The sequence below is a fragment of the uncultured Psychrosphaera sp. genome (assembly GCF_947500655.1).
Lineage (GTDB): Bacteria > Pseudomonadota > Gammaproteobacteria > Enterobacterales > Alteromonadaceae > Psychrosphaera.
In genome coordinates this window covers 31,536-49,329 of record NZ_CANMSK010000022.1, presented here as the reverse complement: position 1 = coordinate 49,329, position 17,794 = coordinate 31,536, and the positions used below count along the sequence as shown (strand labels likewise).

At 37.8% G+C, this 17,794-nt stretch carries 17 protein-coding genes and 1 riboswitch; of the genes, 11 read left to right on the top strand and 6 right to left on the bottom strand.

All coding sequences use genetic code 11. From position 1 onward, the window contains the following. Window positions 1-47: 47 nt before the first annotated feature. Entirely contained in the window at window positions 48-1,232 is a 1,185-nt protein-coding gene (gene tuf / locus Q0940_RS15465) for an elongation factor Tu (protein ID WP_299270537.1), read from the top strand. 94 nt (window positions 1,233-1,326) lie between these two features. Here the strand turns inward: tuf and Q0940_RS15460 are convergent, their stop codons facing one another. From Q0940_RS15460 to fusA, 5 genes are all read right to left on the bottom strand, one after another. Further along, window positions 1,327-2,130, bottom strand: coding sequence for a crotonase/enoyl-CoA hydratase family protein (locus Q0940_RS15460; protein ID WP_299270534.1), 804 nt, complete (start codon window positions 2,128-2,130; stop codon window positions 1,327-1,329). Window positions 2,131-2,243: 113 nt separating this feature from the next. Further along, complete coding sequence (locus Q0940_RS15455; protein WP_299270530.1) at window positions 2,244-2,486, bottom strand: PGPGW domain-containing protein; 243 nt, start codon at window positions 2,484-2,486, stop codon at window positions 2,244-2,246. A 1-nt stretch (window position 2,487) separates the two neighbouring features. Next, complete coding sequence (locus Q0940_RS15450) at window positions 2,488-3,249, bottom strand: hypothetical protein (RefSeq protein ID WP_299270528.1); 762 nt, start codon at window positions 3,247-3,249, stop codon at window positions 2,488-2,490. 200 nt (window positions 3,250-3,449) lie between these two features. After that, window positions 3,450-4,190: a 23S rRNA pseudouridine(2604) synthase RluF gene (gene rluF, locus Q0940_RS15445; protein WP_299270526.1), complete on the bottom strand. Its 741-nt coding sequence runs from the start codon at window positions 4,188-4,190 to the stop codon at window positions 3,450-3,452. 132 nt (window positions 4,191-4,322) lie between these two features. Then, entirely contained in the window at window positions 4,323-6,419 is a 2,097-nt protein-coding gene (gene fusA / locus Q0940_RS15440; RefSeq protein ID WP_299270522.1) for an elongation factor G, read from the bottom strand. A gap of 192 nt (window positions 6,420-6,611) precedes the next feature. Between fusA and cobC the strand changes: the two genes are divergently transcribed. The 9 genes from cobC to Q0940_RS15395 all read left to right on the top strand — a co-directional run bounded on the left by cobC (window position 6,612) and on the right by Q0940_RS15395 (window position 14,990). After that, window positions 6,612-7,214, top strand: a complete 603-nt coding sequence (gene cobC, locus Q0940_RS15435; protein WP_299270519.1) for an alpha-ribazole phosphatase family protein — start codon at window positions 6,612-6,614, stop codon at window positions 7,212-7,214. Further along, window positions 7,195-7,411, top strand: a riboswitch (cobalamin riboswitch). It overlaps the preceding gene by 20 nt. 158 nt (window positions 7,412-7,569) lie before the next feature. Then, on the top strand, window positions 7,570-8,439 hold the full coding sequence (locus tag Q0940_RS15430; RefSeq protein ID WP_299270516.1) for an ABC transporter ATP-binding protein: 870 nt from the start codon (window positions 7,570-7,572) through the stop codon (window positions 8,437-8,439). Between the two features lie 2 nt (window positions 8,440-8,441). Further along, on the top strand, window positions 8,442-9,443 hold the full coding sequence (locus tag Q0940_RS15425) for an iron ABC transporter permease (protein ID WP_299270513.1): 1,002 nt from the start codon (window positions 8,442-8,444) through the stop codon (window positions 9,441-9,443). Between the two features lie 19 nt (window positions 9,444-9,462). Next, the gene (gene cobT, locus Q0940_RS15420) at window positions 9,463-10,521 is read left to right on the top strand and encodes a nicotinate-nucleotide--dimethylbenzimidazole phosphoribosyltransferase (protein ID WP_299270510.1); all 1,059 of its coding nucleotides are present in this window, start codon (window positions 9,463-9,465) and stop codon (window positions 10,519-10,521) included. Between the two features lie 2 nt (window positions 10,522-10,523). Then, window positions 10,524-11,324 (top strand): adenosylcobinamide-GDP ribazoletransferase, encoded by an 801-nt coding sequence (locus Q0940_RS15415; RefSeq protein WP_299270507.1) that lies wholly within the window; start codon window positions 10,524-10,526, stop codon window positions 11,322-11,324. Continuing rightward, window positions 11,325-11,885, top strand: a complete 561-nt coding sequence (cobU, locus tag Q0940_RS15410) for a bifunctional adenosylcobinamide kinase/adenosylcobinamide-phosphate guanylyltransferase (protein ID WP_299270504.1) — start codon at window positions 11,325-11,327, stop codon at window positions 11,883-11,885. Then, on the top strand, window positions 11,882-13,363 hold the full coding sequence (locus Q0940_RS15405; protein WP_299270502.1) for a cobyric acid synthase: 1,482 nt from the start codon (window positions 11,882-11,884) through the stop codon (window positions 13,361-13,363). Before cobU ends, Q0940_RS15405 begins: the two co-directional genes overlap by 4 nt. Further along, entirely contained in the window at window positions 13,360-13,989 is a 630-nt protein-coding gene (cobO, locus tag Q0940_RS15400; RefSeq protein ID WP_299270498.1) for a cob(I)yrinic acid a,c-diamide adenosyltransferase, read from the top strand. Before Q0940_RS15405 ends, cobO begins: the two co-directional genes overlap by 4 nt. Before the next feature lie 53 nt (window positions 13,990-14,042). Beyond that, the gene (locus tag Q0940_RS15395) at window positions 14,043-14,990 is read left to right on the top strand and encodes a cobalamin-binding protein (protein WP_299270495.1); all 948 of its coding nucleotides are present in this window, start codon (window positions 14,043-14,045) and stop codon (window positions 14,988-14,990) included. Between the two features lie 103 nt (window positions 14,991-15,093). Here Q0940_RS15395 and Q0940_RS15390 read toward each other — a convergent pair whose 3' ends face one another. Beyond that, window positions 15,094-16,374 (bottom strand): DUF5610 domain-containing protein, encoded by a 1,281-nt coding sequence (locus Q0940_RS15390; protein WP_299270492.1) that lies wholly within the window; start codon window positions 16,372-16,374, stop codon window positions 15,094-15,096. A gap of 293 nt (window positions 16,375-16,667) precedes the next feature. Between Q0940_RS15390 and Q0940_RS15385 the strand changes: the two genes are divergently transcribed. Then, window positions 16,668-17,744 carry an alpha/beta fold hydrolase gene (locus Q0940_RS15385; RefSeq protein WP_299270490.1) on the top strand — a complete coding sequence of 359 codons (1,077 nt, stop codon included), beginning with the start codon at window positions 16,668-16,670 and terminating at the stop codon, window positions 17,742-17,744. The last annotated feature ends 50 nt before the right edge of the window (window positions 17,745-17,794 follow it).

Genomic DNA, 17,794 nt, shown 5'->3' with positions numbered 1-17,794 from the left:
GAATCAATGACCTATTATGGTTGTATTTAATTTAAGGAAACTTAAAAATGGCTAGAGAAAAGTTTGAACGTACTAAACCACATGTAAATGTTGGCACAATCGGTCACGTTGACCACGGTAAAACTACTTTAACAGCAGCAATTTCTGCAGTATTAAGTAAAACATACGGTGGCGAATCAAGAGATTTCGCACAAATCGATAACGCTCCTGAAGAGCGCGAACGTGGTATTACAATTAATACTTCTCACATCGAGTATGACACTCCATCTCGTCACTACGCACACGTAGATTGCCCAGGTCACGCGGATTATGTTAAAAACATGATCACTGGTGCTGCGCAAATGGACGGAGCTATCTTAGTAGTAGCAGCGACTGACGGCCCTATGCCTCAAACTCGTGAGCACATCCTACTTTCTCGTCAGGTTGGCGTACCTTACATCATCGTATTCATGAACAAATGTGACATGGTTGATGATGAAGAGCTAATCGAATTAGTAGAAATGGAAGTTCGTGAACTTCTTTCTGAATATGACTTCCCTGGTGATGATTTACCATTAATCCAAGGTTCTGCGCTTAAAGCGTTAGAAGGCGAAGCAGATTGGGAAGCAAAAATCATTGAACTTGCAGAAGCTCTAGATACTTATATTCCAGAGCCTAAGCGTGATATCGATAAGCCATTCATTATGCCTATCGAAGACGTATTCTCAATTTCAGGTCGTGGTACAGTAGTAACAGGTCGTGTTGAGCAAGGTATCGTTAACACTGGTGATACAGTAGAGATCATTGGTATTAAAGAAACTCAAACAACCACTTGTACAGGTGTAGAAATGTTCCGTAAGTTGCTTGACGAAGGTCGTGCAGGTGAGAACATTGGTGCATTATTACGTGGTACAAAACGTGAAGAAGTTGAACGTGGTCAAGTATTAGCGAAGCCTGGTTCAATCCAGCCTCATACTAAATTTGAATCAGAAGTTTACGTGTTATCTAAAGAAGAAGGCGGACGTCACACTCCATTCTTCAAAGGTTACCGTCCACAGTTCTACTTCCGTACAACTGACGTAACAGGTGCTGTAGAGCTTCCTGAAGGCGTAGAAATGGTAATGCCTGGTGATAACATCAAGATGGTAGTAGAGTTAATAGCTCCTATCGCGATGGACGAAGGTTTACGTTTCGCTATTCGTGAAGGCGGACGTACAGTTGGCGCTGGTGTTGTAGCATCAGTAATAGCTTAATTAAGAGTAAGTCTTAATTGAAAAAAGGTCACTTAGGTGACCTTTTTTATTGCCTGTAATTTATATTTAATGCAATCGGAATTAACGTATTTGATCACCAACGCATTCTAGTCTTGTATTGCGCATCTTTTCCAAGTGCTTTTTTTGTCGCAATTTTTTGATTCTTGCCAGCTAAGATCTTTACTTGATACCAACTCTCTTTAGCAAAAAAAGTTCTGTCTGAGCTACTCCAGTTTTGATTAAATAGTTTTTTAACACCAGCCAATACATCAGGAGACTTGTCGATTAATGTTAAGGCTAATTCATTTGCTCTATCTAATGCAGAATCGTTTACTTCAGTGACTAGGTTATATCGTAAAGCTTCTTCAGCACTGAGGACTTCTGCGGTCATAGTCAGTTTCATTGCAACATCAATTGGCATCAGCTTTCTTATTTGAGTATTACCAGCCATATCTGGGATAAGGCCCCATTTGCTTTCCATAATACTTAAATTGGCGTCAGGCTGTGCAATTCTAAAGTCGGCACCTAATGCTATTTGCAAGCCTCCTCCCCAACAACGACCATGTAAGGCTGCAATAACAGGCATATTTAATTCACGCCACATACTTGTTACTTTTTGCGCTAAGTTACTATTACCAGGCAACCATTTAAATAATAATTTGAGTGCGGATGATGGCTTACTCATTACTGATTTAACATCTAGCCCGCTACAAAAGTCAGGACCTTCGCCTGTTAAGATCACGACACGGATATGTTTGTTTTTTTTAAGTGATGTAACTGTTTTTTTGATAGCTAAAAACATATCAATATCCAGTGCATTTAACTTATCTGGTCTATTTAAGCTAACAGTAGCAATACCATTATCTGTAACTTTAAGGATAACTGGGCTGTTGGTCATAGGTAACTCATTTTTACTAAATATAATTAACGTTACCGTGAAATAGCAAAATTAGCACTAATTAGATAAAAAAATGGAAGCCTATAGCTTCCATTCTTAATTATTTAACATTGCTAGTACGAATGTTTTCGTTGGCGAATTTTCTTATCTATCCAACGGCTAGTTTTTGTCATCATCTTTTGAACTTTCTTAAGCCAAACCTTAGCTTGTTCGTATTCTAAACTTAATAGGTATAAACCTGGAAGTAAGAATAGTACCGAAGGACCAGGCAATACTATGAATATTAAACCTAACAAAGTTAATGTTCCGCCCACCAGAGTGAGCAAAATTTTTCTGAGTAATAAATAACTATTCATATTAAAAGTCTATATCCATTTCACCAGTTATGTTTGACACTTTTAGGCCACCAGAACCAGCTTCAATTATTTTTAAACTGCCTGCACCTTTTATAGTAATGTCACCTGAACCATCATCGATGGTGACTTTACCACTGGTATTTAGCACGGTAACTTCTCCAGAACCATCTTCAATATTAATATCGCCATTGGTATTTTCTATTGTTACTCCACCAGAACCATCGTCTAGGTTAATGTTGCCGTTAATATCATTAAAGCTTATTGAACCTGATCCGTCTTCAATATTAAGTGCGCCATTAATATTTGAGATAGTCATTGAACCGGAACCATCATCAACAGAAACTGAATTATTCAAACGTGAAATACGAATGTCACCAGAACCGTCATCTATATCTAATGCTAAGTTTTGTGGAAGTGTCACAGTTAGGTCTGTATATGGCGAGCTACCGTACCAATTACCAAAGCTATCTTGACTGGCGATCAACTTAGCTTTATTACCCATTTTTTCTAGGGTAAGTACATAACTCTTGTTTTCGTCTGTCGTTATATTAGCTTCTACAGTGATGGTTGTTGTATCGCTACCAATGATAGTTAAAGAGCCAGCTCCAACGTCTATAACCAGTTCTGATAATGTAGATGCGTCGAGCTGTAAGGTTTCTGTTAATTTAACATTGGCTGTTTTTCCTTTGCCGCCAACGTGAAAAACACAGGCTGATATTGCGGTGATTAGAGTGATTAGAGTGACTAATTTAATGATCTTCATTTAATTTCCAATAAATAGATTTGAGTAATAACGCGTTTAATTATCGTTATATAATCAATATTGATACCAAATATTAACTATCTGAATTTATTGGGTTTTATTTATGTTATGGCTGATTTGAATTGGAGTTGTAGTCATAAAAACCAAATTATGGTTTTTATGACTATTTTAGTTGTTTAAGCTTTTTAATTAACGCGAGTTTATTCTGCAGTTTTAGACGATTGGGATACGGCTTTATTTATAGTGTTCATTTCTTGCTTTGTTAGTTCGCGCCATTGACCAACTCTTAAGCCCGTCAAATCTACATTCATTATTCTTGTGCGTTTTAATTTAGTTACTTCATAACCCAAATATTCACACATACGCCTAATTTGGCGATTTAACCCTTGAGTTAGGATTATTTTAAATTGCTTTGCGCCAACAAGCTGAACTTTACAAGGTTTAGTAATGGTGTCGAGTATTGGTATACCCTTTTCCATTTTACTTTTAAAGCGGTCGTTCAGCGGTCTATCTACTGTAACTAGGTACTCTTTCTGATGGGCATTTTCAGCTCTGAGTATTTTATTGACGATATCACCATCGCTGGTTAAAAATATTAATCCTTCCGATGGCTTATCTAAGCGTCCTATTGGAAAAATACGTTGGCTATGATTAACCGCGTCAACAATATTACCTCTTATGTGCTTCTCAGTGGTGCAGGTGATGCCTATAGGTTTATTATAAGCTATGTACACTCTATCTGATTTGTTGTCCGGCATAGCGCCTATAGGCTTACCATTAACTGTTACTTTGTCGCCAACCATAACTTTAGTGCCCAACTCTGGGATAACACCATTAATTTTCACTCTTTCTTGCTCTATTAATCTATCAGCTTCTCTGCGTGAGCAGTAACCAGATTCACTAATAAATTTATTGAGGCGTTTACCTATTTGTTCTGACACTGTGATGGACCTTTAGCGATTAAGACAGGGGATAATAACATATATAGATGAAGCTATAGCCTCTAGGATTTTGAATTTTTTATAATAAAAAACCCACTTAAAAAAGTGGGTTTTTTTTGCGTCTAAAAAGGTTTACTTTTTACCAGCTTCTTTTTCAGCTTTTGCTTTCGCAATTACTTCATCAGCAACACTACCTGGACAAGGCATGTAGTTTTTGAACTCCATAGAGAACTGACCACGGCCTGAAGTCATAGTACGTAGTGAACCGATATAACCAAACATTTCTGAAAGTGGTACGTCAGCTTTAATACGAACACCAGTTGCACCAGCTTCTTGACCAGCGATCATGCCACGACGACGACTAAGGTCACCGATAACATCACCAACGTGATCTTCAGGAGTGAACACGTCTACAGCCATAACAGGCTCAAGAAGTTGAGCACCAGCTTTAGGAATAGACTGACGGAATGCACCACGTGCTGCTAATTCAAATGCTACAGCAGATGAATCCACGGCGTGGAAGCCACCATCATAAAGTTCGATTTCAACGTCAAGTACAGGGAAGCCAGCAAGTACACCAGTGTCCATCATTCCAGCAAAACCTTTTTCGATTGCAGGGAAGAATTCTTTAGGTACGTTACCGCCAACAACTGTTGATGAGAACGTGAAACCAGAACCAGGTTCACCAGGCTTGATACGGTAATCGATTTTACCGAATTGACCAGAACCACCAGATTGTTTCTTATGAGTATAAGAATCTTCAACTGCTTTTGTGATAGTTTCACGATAAGCAACTTGAGGTTCACCAACTTCTAATTCAACACCGTAAGTACGTTTTAAGATATCAACTTTGATGTCTAAGTGAAGCTCACCCATACCAGATAGGATTGTTTCGCCAGAATCTTGGTCAGTCTCAACACGGAATGTTGGATCTTCTGCAACCATTTTACCGATAGCAATACCCATTTTCTCAGTTGAACCTTTATCTTTAGGTTTAACTGAGATAGATATTACTGGTTCAGGGAAAACCATCGCTTCTAAGATAATTGGATCTTTAGGATCACATAATGTGTGACCTGTTTGAACGTTAGTCTTCATACCAACGATAGCGATGATATCGCCCGCTTGTGCTGAAGTAAGTTCGTTACGGTCATCAGCTTGCATTTCACACATACGACCAACACGCTCAGTTTTACCTGTAGCAGCGTTCATTATAGTATCGCCTTTCTTAAGCGTACCTGAATAGATACGAACGAAAGTAAGTGAACCAAAACGGTCGTCAGTGATTTTAAATGCTAATGCTTTAAATGTTTCGTTTGCATCAACGATTGCAAATTTACCATTCGGCTCGCCTTCTTCATCAGTAAGCGGCTGAGGATCAACATCAGTTGGGCACGGTAAGTAATCAACAACAGCGTCAAGAATATTTTGAACACCTTTGTTTTTAAATGCAGAACCACAAAAAGTAGGGAAGAAATCCATTGTACGAGTACCAGCACGGATACAACGTTTGATTTCGTCCATAGCAGGTTCAGTACCGTCTTCTAAATATGCTTCCATAAGGTCATCGTCTTGCTCAAGAGCAGTTTCGATTAGCATTTCACGATATTCTTCTACCTTGTCAACCATGTCCGCAGGAACATCAGTGATTTCGAAGTTTTCAGGAAGACCAGTGTCATCCCAAATGTATGCTTTACGTGTAAGTAGGTCAACAACACCACAAAACTCGTCTTCTATACCAATTGGCAAAACCATAACTAGTGGGTTAGCACCAAGTACGTCTTTAACCTGTTTAACAACACGGTAAAAATCAGCACCCATACGGTCTAATTTATTTACGAAGATTATACGTGCTACTTCTGAGTCATTCGCATAACGCCAGTTAGTTTCTGATTGTGGTTCAACACCACCAGAACCACAGAATACACCAACGCCACCGTCTAATACTTTAAGAGAACGGTAAACTTCAACTGTGAAGTCAACGTGTCCAGGAGTATCGATTACGTTAAAACGGTGACCTTTCCAGAAACAACTTACAGCAGCAGATTGGATTGTTATTCCGCGCTCAGCCTCTTGTTCCATGAAGTCAGTAGTTGACTCACCGTCGTGTACTTCACCAGTCTTATGGATTTGACCAGTTAATTTTAAAATACGTTCTGTAGTAGTAGTTTTACCCGCGTCAACGTGAGCAAAGATACCTATGTTTCTATACTTGGACAAATCAGCCATTGTATTCTCTATCTTCTTTATAATAATGTGTTTAAAAAAATCCGCGGGATTCTATCATTAATTATACAAAACAGCACACTTTTTCAAAAAAAACATTACCTATTTATAAAAGTTATCTCACAAATGTATCGATATTTAGTTACAGTGTGCGAGATGTTTCAGTGTAATTTTATTGGTATTAAGTAGGTGATTTTGAAAACCACAAAGATAGCCTTAATTAGGCATGGCGAACCAAAACAGTTAGGCCTGTTGTTAGGGCATACAGATATTGAATTGTCATCACTTGGCCAACAACAGTTAACCAATCGTTTTAATAGCTTGAAGTTCGATAGGATAATCAGTTCTCCGTTAAAGCGTTGTGCAGTAATGGCCAATTTAATTGCTAAAGAACGCAATATTAAATTAGAAATAGATGAACAAATAAAAGAAATGGACTTTGGTGACTGGGATGGGCTTAGTTACGATTCACTTTGGCAGCAAACGCCATCGATAGGTGATTTTTGGCAAAGTCCCACTACAGTTACCCCACCAAATGGCGAAACCTTGCATGAGTTTCAAACTCGAGTTAATAACTGGTGGCAAAAGTTAATAAGGGAAAATAAAGGCGATGTAGTAGTTGTTACTCATGCTGGCGTGATCAAGCAAATATTAAATAACTTATTGGTGGTTAACTATTCAAATATCCATGTTGATAACAATATAGTTGGTGCTTATAAAGTTAATTATGCTGGAATCGTGAATATAGAAGTCACATTAGATGAAGACGGCTATCCATGGCCTGTGTTAGTATTTTAATATTGTAAAAAAGAAGTTAAACATATTGGGAATGTGGTGGCCTTTGATTAAATGAAAGGGAGCCCACAACTGTACCCGCAACTGTAAACAGAGCAGTATTGTAACCATTGGGCTTTGATATTTTAATATATAGAAGGCTGAGGAAGAGCAATGCTGAGATACTGTAAGTCAGGATACCAAGAGTTTAACTTAATATTGTTTTATTAACTTAATATTGTTGTATTAATTTTATCAGAGAAAATAAATCAATATTTTATAAAATACCAAAACGAGCGGGCATACTCGAACTGGGCATTTCAATCACCTTCAAGTAAATTCCTTGTCGTTGGTGTTTGCTTACGTATACCGCAAAAAAATGCAAATCGTCAGCGAGCCATTAGTGTCATTTAAACAAGATATCGACCATCCAATAGTCAAAGTCAGCAACTTAAGCTGGAGTACGAGCACTAATCAGATCTTATCTGATATTAGTTTTCAAGTTCCACTCGGCAGTTTTACCGGAATGTTAGGCCCTAATGGCGCTGGGAAATCTACCTTATTACGCTGTTTGTATCGTTATATCACGCCAGAAAGTGGCCAAGTTTTACTTAATGGACAAGATATAAGTTCCTTGTCCAATTATGAATTTGCTCGCAAGGTCGCGGTTGTTTTACAGCATACGCCTCAGCATTTTGATTTATCGGTATTTGATGTTGTAGCGCTAGGGCTTATCCCGCACAAATCTATGTTTAGTAACAATACCCAAGCAGACTTAAGTTTAATTAATACAGCCATTGAACAAGTTGGATTAAGCGACAAAACAGAGTGTGACTTTGAAACGTTATCTGGCGGTGAAAAACAAAGAGTAATGATAGCCCGTGCAATAGTTCAACGTCCTCAATTATTATTAATGGACGAGCCAACAAGTCATTTAGACGTAAAATATCAAATACAAATTATGGAATTGGCAAAGTCATTAGGCATTACGGTAATCGCGTCTTTTCATGATATTAATTTAGCCAGTGCACTTTGTGATCAATTACTGGTGTTAAAGCAAGGACGTTTGCATATTTCAGGGACACCTAAAAACGTTATTACAGAAGAAACCTTATCCACCGTTTTTGATGTATGCGCAAAAGTATCCGCTCATCCACAGCATCACACTCCTCATGTTACTTATTTTTATGGCTATATAGATAAAATCTCCAATAGTAGTAATGATAAAAATGAGTCAGAAGGGGATTAAAAATGAAACCATCATTACTGCTTTCTTTAGTATTGTCTGTGCTTGTTGTCAGCTTTATTAGCGCACTAACTATTGGCGCTGCAGATTTAACTTTTAATCAGGTGCTATTAAGTCTGTTCGGCAATGTCGATGAAGCAGGTACTGTTGCCCATAGTATTATTTGGCAACTTAGAATGCCCCGCAGTATTTTAGCTTTTGTCGCAGGTTGCGGTTTAGCGATGGCTGGCCTTATCTTGCAAACCATTACCCGTAATCCATTAGCCGACCCTTATCTATTTGGTATTTCATCTGGCGCGTCTTTTGGTGTTGTGATTGTCATGACACTTACTGGTGTAGGGTTTGGCTTTTATTTATCTTTTGCTGCTTTTCTTGGCAGCTTATTAGCAATTAGCTTGTTACTACTTATCGCTGGTTTTAACCGACACCAACAAGTTGAGTCTATGTTGTTAGCTGGAGTTGCCTTATCTTTTTTGTTTAGCTCTTTTACCAGCCTGATGCTGTATTGGAGCGATCCCCAAGCTGTCTCTGCCATTTTATTCTGGACGTTAGGCAGTTTCTCTCGTGCCCAGTGGGATTTATTGTGGTTCCCATGTTTAGTGGTTATTAGTTGTTTAGGTTTAATGCTCGCGAAACAAAGGCAATTAAACGCGGTTTTATTAGGTGATGAAGGTGCGGTTACATTAGGCGTAAATGTAAATCGGTTACGAATAACTATGCTGTTATTGAGCTCTATTTTAACTGCAAGCATTGTCGCTTTATGTGGCGGAATTGGTTTTGTTGGTTTGATGATCCCGCACATTGTCCGATTCTTTATCGGTCAAGGAGGGCGCTTAAGTTTAATTATTACCGCATTAGTCGGTGGTGTCTTTATGTTATGGGTCGATATAGCTTCACGAGTTATTTTGGATAATCAAGAATTACCCATAGGCATTATTACCGCAGCGGTAGGTAGTTTGTTCTTTTTAACCTTACTTTATGTTCGTAAACGTAAGTCAGTTATTTAATTCTAAGGTTTATAAAAATATGTTTAGTGTTTCTCCATTATCGGCTCAGTTTGAGTCTGACATTCTTACAATTATTAATAGTAAAACGAAACCATTAGGTGCGTTAGGTCAGTTGGAAGATTTAGCTAAACAGTTAGTTAAGATTAAAAGCCAATCTGCTGGTGTATTGAAAACTAAGCCAACAATAAGCCATCCACATATGTTAGTTTTTGCTGGCGATCATGGTATTGCAGAATATGGCGTTTCAATTGCTCCAAGTGCGGTTACAGAACAAATGGTCGCAAACTTTGCATCAGGAGGCGCGGCAATCAATGTGTTTACTCGTCAATTGGGGTGGCAACTAGATGTAATTGATGCTGGGATCATCAATGAAACTAATTTTGAAGGTGTTGGTAACCAAAGATTAGGTGCGGGTACTAAGCCGTTTCATCTAGAGTCTGCTATGTCATTAGCTGATGTAAAACTGGGTTTTGCATTAGCTAGAAAATTAATACAAGAGAAATACGATAATGGATGTGACCTAATTGCTTTCGGCGAAATGGGCATAGGCAATACCAGTTCAGCCTCAGCGATTATGAGTGCAGTTATGAATATCCCTGCGGTTGAAAGTGTCGGTAAAGGCACAGGTATAGACCAAGCGACATTTGTTAAAAAACAGCAACTTATTCAGCAAGCGTTAGATTTTCATCAAGTACCTAATGATCAAGCTCTTGAAATACTTGCCGCCTACGGTGGTTTTGAAATAGTACAGATATGTGGTGCTATGTTAGCGGCAGCTGAGTTAAATATTCCAATTGTAGTGGATGGCTTTATTTGCACCGCAGCAGCGATGATTGCTAAATTGGTTCAACCAAATGTACAAGATTACTTTATTTTTGCTCATTGCTCTGGAGAGCAAGGGCACGAGAAAATGTTGGAATGGTTTAATGCTAAACCTTTATTGCAGTTGGAGTTACGTTTAGGTGAAGGCACGGGAGCTGCGTTAACTTTGCCGTTAATCCAATCATCGTTAGCATTTTATAATGATATGGCGAGCTTTGCAGAAGCTAATGTTGTAGACGTGGTGAGCGACAAATAATAATGAAACAGGCATTTCTCCAACAATTTTTATTAGCTAAATTAGCGGTTGTCTTTTTAACACGATTACCTGTTTCTATAAAACAAGATGTTAATGATGATTTATTAAATAAAGCCACGGGTTACTTTGGCTTTGTTGGTTTGTTAATTGCGAGTTTATGCGCTGGTGTGTTTTGGCTGGTGGCGTTATTTCTACCCTTATCTATTGCGGTTCTTATTAGTATGGCATTTGGTTTAATGCTCACCGGCGCGTTTCATGAAGATGGACTTGCTGATACGGCCGATGGATTTGGTGGGGGCTGGTCTGCAGTACAAAAACTAACGATAATGAAAGACAGTAGACTTGGTACTTATGGCGCTTCTGCTTTGTGCATGTCATTAATGCTTAAGTATCAAAGCTTAGTTATGTTGGCTGAAGTTAGTGTGATGAGTGCAGTTGTTTCGTTGTTGTTTGCTCATGTGATAAGTCGAGTCTTAGCCGTTAGTATTATTCCATCACTAGATTATGTTCAACTGGAAAATGAGTCTAAAACTAAACCTGTGGCTAAGTCATTAGCGGTCTCTAGCATAATACCGCTATTATTAAGTAGCGTATTAGTGTCTTGGCTTTTCGTTTGTTATTTAGATATTAATATTTTTTACGGACTTGGTTTTTTAAGCCTAGTTTGGTTGGTGCGTCTGTTGTTTATAGCATTTACCAAAAAACAAATTGGTGGTTACACCGGCGATGTTTTGGGGGCTGCACAACAAATTTTTGAATTGACGACTTACCTTTTTATATTTTCAGTTATAGGAGTTAACTAAATGAGTGCCGATACCGGAACCAATATTCAGTTTATTTTAGGCGGAGCACGCTCAGGTAAAAGCCGTTTAGCTGAAGGTCTAGCTCAAGAGTCAGGTTTACAAGTTCATTACATAGCTACGGCAGAAAATAATGATGCAGAAATGGATGCACGCATTACACAGCATCAATATGACCGACCTACACATTGGTTGTTAACAGAAGAACCATTAAATTTAGCCCAAGCAATAGAAGATGCCATGAATACAGATACTTGTGTGCTGGTGGATTGTCTAACCTTATGGGTAAGCAATTGGCTATGTTCAAAACAAAGTGATCAGTGGCAAGCTCAAAAACAAAACTTGCTTGGTGTTTTACAAAAAGCAGCTGAAGCAAAATGCCAAGTGATCCTAGTAAGTAACGAAGTAGGTCATGGCATTGTGCCACTTGGTGAATTATCCAGATCCTTTGTAGACGAGTCAGGATGGTTACATCAAGAAGTCGCTAAAGTCGCCCATAGAGTTGAATTTGTAATGGCTGGATTACCTTTGACGTTAAAATCAAAAGATTGTAAAAAAACATGAAAGTATTAATGGTGCAAGGCACTACGTCAGATGCGGGTAAAAGCACATTAGTGGCTGGATTATGCCGAGTATTTTCAGATTTAAAATACAAAGTCGCTCCATTTAAACCGCAAAATATGGCGTTAAACAGCGCAGTAACCGAAGATGGTGGTGAGATTGGTCGTGCACAAGCGCTTCAAGCGGTTGCGGCAAGAGTGCCTAGCAGAATAGATTTTAATCCAATATTGTTGAAACCAAACTCTGATACTGGTGCGCAAGTGATTGTGCATGGAAAAGCTATTTCTAATATGGAAGCGAACAGTTATCACGATTACAAAAAAGTAGCGATGGAAGCTGTATTAACTTCGCACAATAGATTAGCCACAGAATTTGATGTGTTATTTGTTGAAGGAGCTGGCAGTCCAGCAGAAATTAACCTACGTGAAAATGATATTGCCAATATGGGATACGCCGAAAGAGTCGACTGCCCAGTTATTATTATTGCAGATATCGACAAAGGCGGTGTGTTTGCTCATTTAGTTGGTACCTTAGCTTTATTGTCAGAGTCGGAACAAAAGCGAGTTAAAGGCTTTGTAATTAACCGCTTTCGTGGCGATATTGCATTACTACAATCAGGTTTAGATTGGTTGGAACAAAGAACTAATATTCCTGTGTTAGGTGTGTTGCCTTATTTACATGATTTAGCATTGGACGCAGAAGATGCCGTGAGTATTGCCAATGTTCAAACCCAAGTAAAGCTCACTATTGTGGTGATAACATTGCCGCATATCAGTAACCACACCGACTTTGATGCGTTACGCTTACATCCAAATGTGGACTTACAATACGTTACAATATTTGATGAGTTACCAGCTTGTGACTTAATGATTTTACCGGGCAGTAAAAATGTAATTGGCGATTTAACGCATTTAAAACAACAAGGTTGGCCAGAAAAAATTAACAGACACTTACGTTACGGCGGAAAGCTATTAGGTGTATGTGGTGGTTTTCAAATGCTAGGCCAAACTATCAATGATCCACAAGGGATAGAATCTAATCAGTTGTCGATTGATGGTTTAGGCTTTGCTGATTTTTCTACCGAATTGACCGAAAATAAACAGTTAAAACAAATTCAAGGTCAGTCGTGTTTTTCTGAAACAATCGCTGATTTTAAAGGTTATGAAATTCACTGCGGCGAAAGCTCAGGAAAAGCACTAAATACACCTGCTTTTGAAATATCATCAGGGGATCAAAAACAAAAAAGGTATGAAGGGTTTATATCGGCAGATAACCAAATTATGGGGACTTATATTCATGGCTTGTTTGATAGCTCAGAAATGAACAAGGCTATTTTTGATTGGATAAACCCCAAGCATAATATTAACCAAGGTTTTGACTTGGATGCACACAGAGAACGTCAGTTAAACCAATTAGCAAATACGTTAACCACACATTTAGATATTGAAAAAATTAAACAAATTTTAGGAATAACAGCATGAGCCAAGATAAAAAGTTAAATGAGAAAGAATTAAGTGAAAAAGAGCAAAAGCATATAGCGCGTCAAAAGAAGATAAAAGCTGAAGTAGATGAACGGATTGCTGCTGCACAAACTGAAAAAGGTGTATTTCAAGTTATTACTGGTAACGGTAAAGGCAAATCCACATCTGGTTTTGGTACTGTAGCTCGCTGTGTAGGTCACGATAAAAAAGCCGCAGTGGTACAATTTATTAAAGGTGGCTGGGAGTGTGGTGAGCGTAACTTATTAGAAAAAGCTGGCGTACCATTTACACATATGGAAACGGGCTTTACTTGGGAAACGCAAAACCGCGAGTCTGATACCAAAGCAGCACAAGCTGCGTGGCAAGTTGCTAAACAATACTTAGCTGATGATACAATTGATTTGGTTTTATTGGATGAGCTAACGTACATGGTTACCTATGACTATGTTCAATTGGAAGATGTATTAAACGCAGTAAAAAATAGACCGCCAATGCAATGTGTGATCATTACAGGCCGTGCAGCGCATCGTGAACTAACCGAACTTGCGGATACCGTAAGTGAAGTAAAAAATATAAAACATGCTTTTAAAGCAGGCGTTAAAGCACAAAAAGGCTTTGATTATTAGAGGCTGTTTTATCTCTACATTCGCAATGTGAACAATTTAAGTGGAAAGTTAAAATGCTTAGCTATATGAAGTCGTTACTATTTAATCGAGTTGCTGGTGGATATGTTTGTGGAGTTGCTTTTGTAATATTTATTGGCAGTTTATCTTGGTCAAGCCAAGCGGTTGAAGTATCGGAAAGTGCTACAGCCGACATTTTTAATGCAACAGCCGCAACGTCAAATACACCAGCACAGCGTATTATCGCTTTGTCACCGCATATTGTTGAATCTTTATTTGCCATTGGCGCAGGATCGCAAATTGTAGGAACGGTGAATTATGCCGACTTTCCCAAGCAAGCATTAGATATCCCACGCATTGGTGGGCATCATGGAATGCAAATCGAAAAAATATTACAAATGCGCCCAGACCTTGTTATTTCTTGGCGCAGCGGAAATAAAGTCGAAGACATAGAGAAATTAAAGAGTTTAGGGCTTAAGGTAATATATAGCGATGCCAAAGATATCGATGGTGTCGCCACCGAACTAAGGCGTTTTGGTAAATTGACAGGTCATGAAGAAAAGGCCGAGCAATTAGCGTTAGAATATTCGGCAAAACTATTAAAATTACGCCAAACTTATCAAGACAAACCAGCTATTTCTGTGTTTTACCAACTGTGGTCAGAGCCTTTAATGTCAGTAAATAAAAATACGTGGATACACCAACTATTACAAACCTGTGGCGCAATAAATGTGTTTGCTGAAAACAGCACAAACTATCCGCACCTCAGTATTGAAAACGTAGTTGTAGCAAATCCTGAATTAATAATTATGCCACAAGAAAATTCTAAAACGCCACAGCCAAAAATTAATTGGCAACAATGGCAAATGATCCCTGCAGTAAAAAACAATCAATTTATAGAAATTGACGCAGATTTAGTTCACCGTTTTAGCAGCCGTATGTTGATTGGTTTAGAAGATATGTGTGGGAAAATAGATAAATCTAGGCAAGCAATAGCAAATTAACATCAATAAGGGGATTTATACTATTAATGGGAATTGGTATTAGATATTTCCCTGCTTGTCTTTATAACAAAACAGGGAAATATGAATTTAAAAATATAAAAACTTATTCAGCTTCTAGGTTAGAAAGCTCTGACAATTTACCCATTAAGCTATCAGCAAAGTCGAAGAAGTCGACCTGGTTTACTGGATAGTCTTGAGGCTTTTGTAATTCGTTAATTTGCTTACTAATTTCAGAGAATAAATCTCTTGGATGATCAAACAAGGTTTGCAGTGTTGCTAATGTATTTTTCAAATCATTAGTGAAGTCAGCCAAAGGCTTCAATTCATTAAATGCATTCGTATTGCTGATCGGAGTATCAGTTTGATACGCTTTATAAGCAGTAAAGTTTTGAATTTGCGTTAATGAAATAGAGAACTCACTAATTTCACCTGCGTCATAATCCATTTTAACAGCTTTGTTAAATGCAGTTTCTAGATCGCCGCTGTAAAAATCTTTGGCTAAATCATTTACATTATTTAGTAAGTCGTTGATGGCTTTAAGTTCATCTTCATCTAAGTCACCGTCAACTGACATTCTGAATTCACTTTCTCTCATCTCACCATAAGACTGGTAAGCCATTTCAACTAAGTTACCATTTTGTGATGATGAACTATAGCCAGACTCACTTTGCTGTGCCATCAAGCTACTGGTATATATAGTTACTTTATCGCCATCGGCTGTAACTAAGTCAAAGCTAAATTCTTGTGCTTGTGCGTAAGAACTACCTTGCAGATAATTTTGAGTGCTAGTTACTGAACTTGTTACTGATGCATCATAAGTCGTATCTTTAACAGGTTCCTCTGCGGCATCAGTATTCTCAGGTGTTGTGCCTAAGTAAGTTTCTTTTAACTTTTCAATACCTTCATAAAACTTAGACTGGGTTAATGATATTTCCCCCTCAAGTTCTGGATTTAATAAATTAAGTTGGCCTAATGCATCGTTGGCTTGTTCGTAACCGAGGTTAAAACCTTCTAAACCAGCTTCAATACGACTGGCTAACTCTTCAGGAGTCGCACCGTCTTGCATATCTTGCTGTAGTCTTTGTTCTATAAATTTTAAGATGTTATTTGCAGCTGCATCTGCACGTTGATCTTGTTGTTCTAATTCAGCTTCGGACACTTCTTTTTGCATTTGGCTTTGTTCACTGCCAATACTCTGTCCAACACTTTGGTGTGTTGAGCGATAAAAAAATGTGAAACTTTCTTTGTTATTTTGCGTTAATGACACAGACGATGATTCAACACGATTAAATGAAACCTGTTGATTATTTTGCTGTAATGTACCTCGTTGTTTAGACGAGAACAGATCAAGCCCACGCGTTAAATCTGAATTTAACTGAAGCATAACTTTCTACCTTTTATAACTACCCAGATCTTTAACGGCATAATCGTATATTTCTTGAGCTATTTTTGTAAAGTAATTGATATTACCATCTTTTCATATAAGAGACATAATAGCTATGTAGGATAAGTAATTGAATCTATTGTAAACATTAGATTTTAGTTGTTTACTTTTACAAATAAGTACTATTATGATCTTGGTTATTAATCGAGTATAAGCATAAATTGTTATTTTTCTAAGTTTACAAATTTATTATTGTTATTTTTTTAGTGTCTAAACAGGCACGGAGACCTTTGATGAAGTATATGTATCTTGTGTTGTTATTAAGTTTTGGAGTAAGTGTTTCAGTGTCGGTAGAAAGTAAAGAATACCATTATGTAACACCAGAGTTAGCTGAGCGAGAATCTGTTTTCCCCGAGTTTGTGTCTGAAACGTTATTGCCGTTTTGGGATAACCAAGTTATAAAAGGCCACTTTGTTAATAAACAAAAACTCGATATTCATTATGCATATGTTTTGGTCCCTGGTGCAGAAAAAGCCGTGGTATTTTCACCCGGTCGAGTAGAAGGTTATGCTAAATATCAAGAAGTATTATACGATTTTACTCAACAAGGGTATTCGGTATTTATTATTGATCATCAAGGCCAAGGATTATCTAGCCGCCGTTTAGATAATAAATATAAAGGTTATGTTGAAAATTTTAATGATTACGTCGTCGACTTTCATCAGTTTATTGAAGAAATTGTAAAATCTAAATACGATGGTGAGTTATTACTTGCTAGTCACTCTATGGGCGGAGCTATAGGTTTAAGATATATAGAGCAATATCCTAACCAATTTACCAAAGCTGTATTTTCATCTCCTATGTGGGGCTTGAGCTCTGGTAGCGTTCCTCAGTGGATTGCTAGAAGTATTTTTAGTGTTGCCAATTGGACAACCAAGTTAATAATGGATCAAAGCCCTTATTTTTTTGGTGGTAAAGATTATAGCCCTACACCATTTGAAGAAAATCAGTTAACAAATAGTAAAACACGATATGAATACTTTAGATCAGTTTATGCAGCCACTCCAGAGCTACAACTGGGCAGTGTTACCTTTAGTTGGATTAAAGAATCCGTAGATGCAATCGATATAGCATTTGAACAACTTCATTTAGTAAAATTACCTCTAATGGTATTTCAAGCGAAAGACGATGAAGTTGTTGATAATATTGCGCAAAATGAATTTTGTACTGAATTAGCAAGATTAGGTAATCCCTGTGTCAACGATAGCCCAATTATAATTGATGATGCAAAACACGAATTGTTTATTGCCCCAGATAAACAACGTAGTGAGGCATTGGATAAAATATTTACATTTTTAGATAATAAGTAAGGTTCAGCACTGCGCATTGGCATAAAGCGCTGTTATCATTGCAGGACTAG

Bases quoted from the DNA above. Each gene is read 5' to 3' on its own strand.
- tuf (WP_299270537.1), top strand. From the start codon at position 48: ATGGCTAGAGAAAAGTTTGAACGTACTAAACCACATGTAAATGTTGGC.
- Q0940_RS15460 (WP_299270534.1), bottom strand. From the start codon at position 2,130: ATGACCAACAGCCCAGTTATCCTTAAAGTTACAGATAATGGTATTGCT.
- Q0940_RS15455 (WP_299270530.1), bottom strand. From the start codon at position 2,486: ATGAATAGTTATTTATTACTCAGAAAAATTTTGCTCACTCTGGTGGGC.
- Q0940_RS15450 (WP_299270528.1), bottom strand. From the start codon at position 3,249: ATGAAGATCATTAAATTAGTCACTCTAATCACTCTAATCACCGCAATA.
- fusA (WP_299270522.1), bottom strand. From the start codon at position 6,419: ATGGCTGATTTGTCCAAGTATAGAAACATAGGTATCTTTGCTCACGTT.
- Q0940_RS15430 (WP_299270516.1), top strand. From the start codon at position 7,570: ATGCAAATCGTCAGCGAGCCATTAGTGTCATTTAAACAAGATATCGAC.
- Q0940_RS15425 (WP_299270513.1), top strand. From the start codon at position 8,442: ATGAAACCATCATTACTGCTTTCTTTAGTATTGTCTGTGCTTGTTGTC.
- cobT (WP_299270510.1), top strand. From the start codon at position 9,463: ATGTTTAGTGTTTCTCCATTATCGGCTCAGTTTGAGTCTGACATTCTT.
- Q0940_RS15415 (WP_299270507.1), top strand. From the start codon at position 10,524: ATGAAACAGGCATTTCTCCAACAATTTTTATTAGCTAAATTAGCGGTT.
- cobU (WP_299270504.1), top strand. From the start codon at position 11,325: ATGAGTGCCGATACCGGAACCAATATTCAGTTTATTTTAGGCGGAGCA.
- Q0940_RS15405 (WP_299270502.1), top strand. From the start codon at position 11,882: ATGAAAGTATTAATGGTGCAAGGCACTACGTCAGATGCGGGTAAAAGC.
- cobO (WP_299270498.1), top strand. From the start codon at position 13,360: ATGAGCCAAGATAAAAAGTTAAATGAGAAAGAATTAAGTGAAAAAGAG.
- Q0940_RS15395 (WP_299270495.1), top strand. From the start codon at position 14,043: ATGCTTAGCTATATGAAGTCGTTACTATTTAATCGAGTTGCTGGTGGA.
- Q0940_RS15390 (WP_299270492.1), bottom strand. From the start codon at position 16,374: ATGCTTCAGTTAAATTCAGATTTAACGCGTGGGCTTGATCTGTTCTCG.
- Q0940_RS15385 (WP_299270490.1), top strand. From the start codon at position 16,668: ATGAAGTATATGTATCTTGTGTTGTTATTAAGTTTTGGAGTAAGTGTT.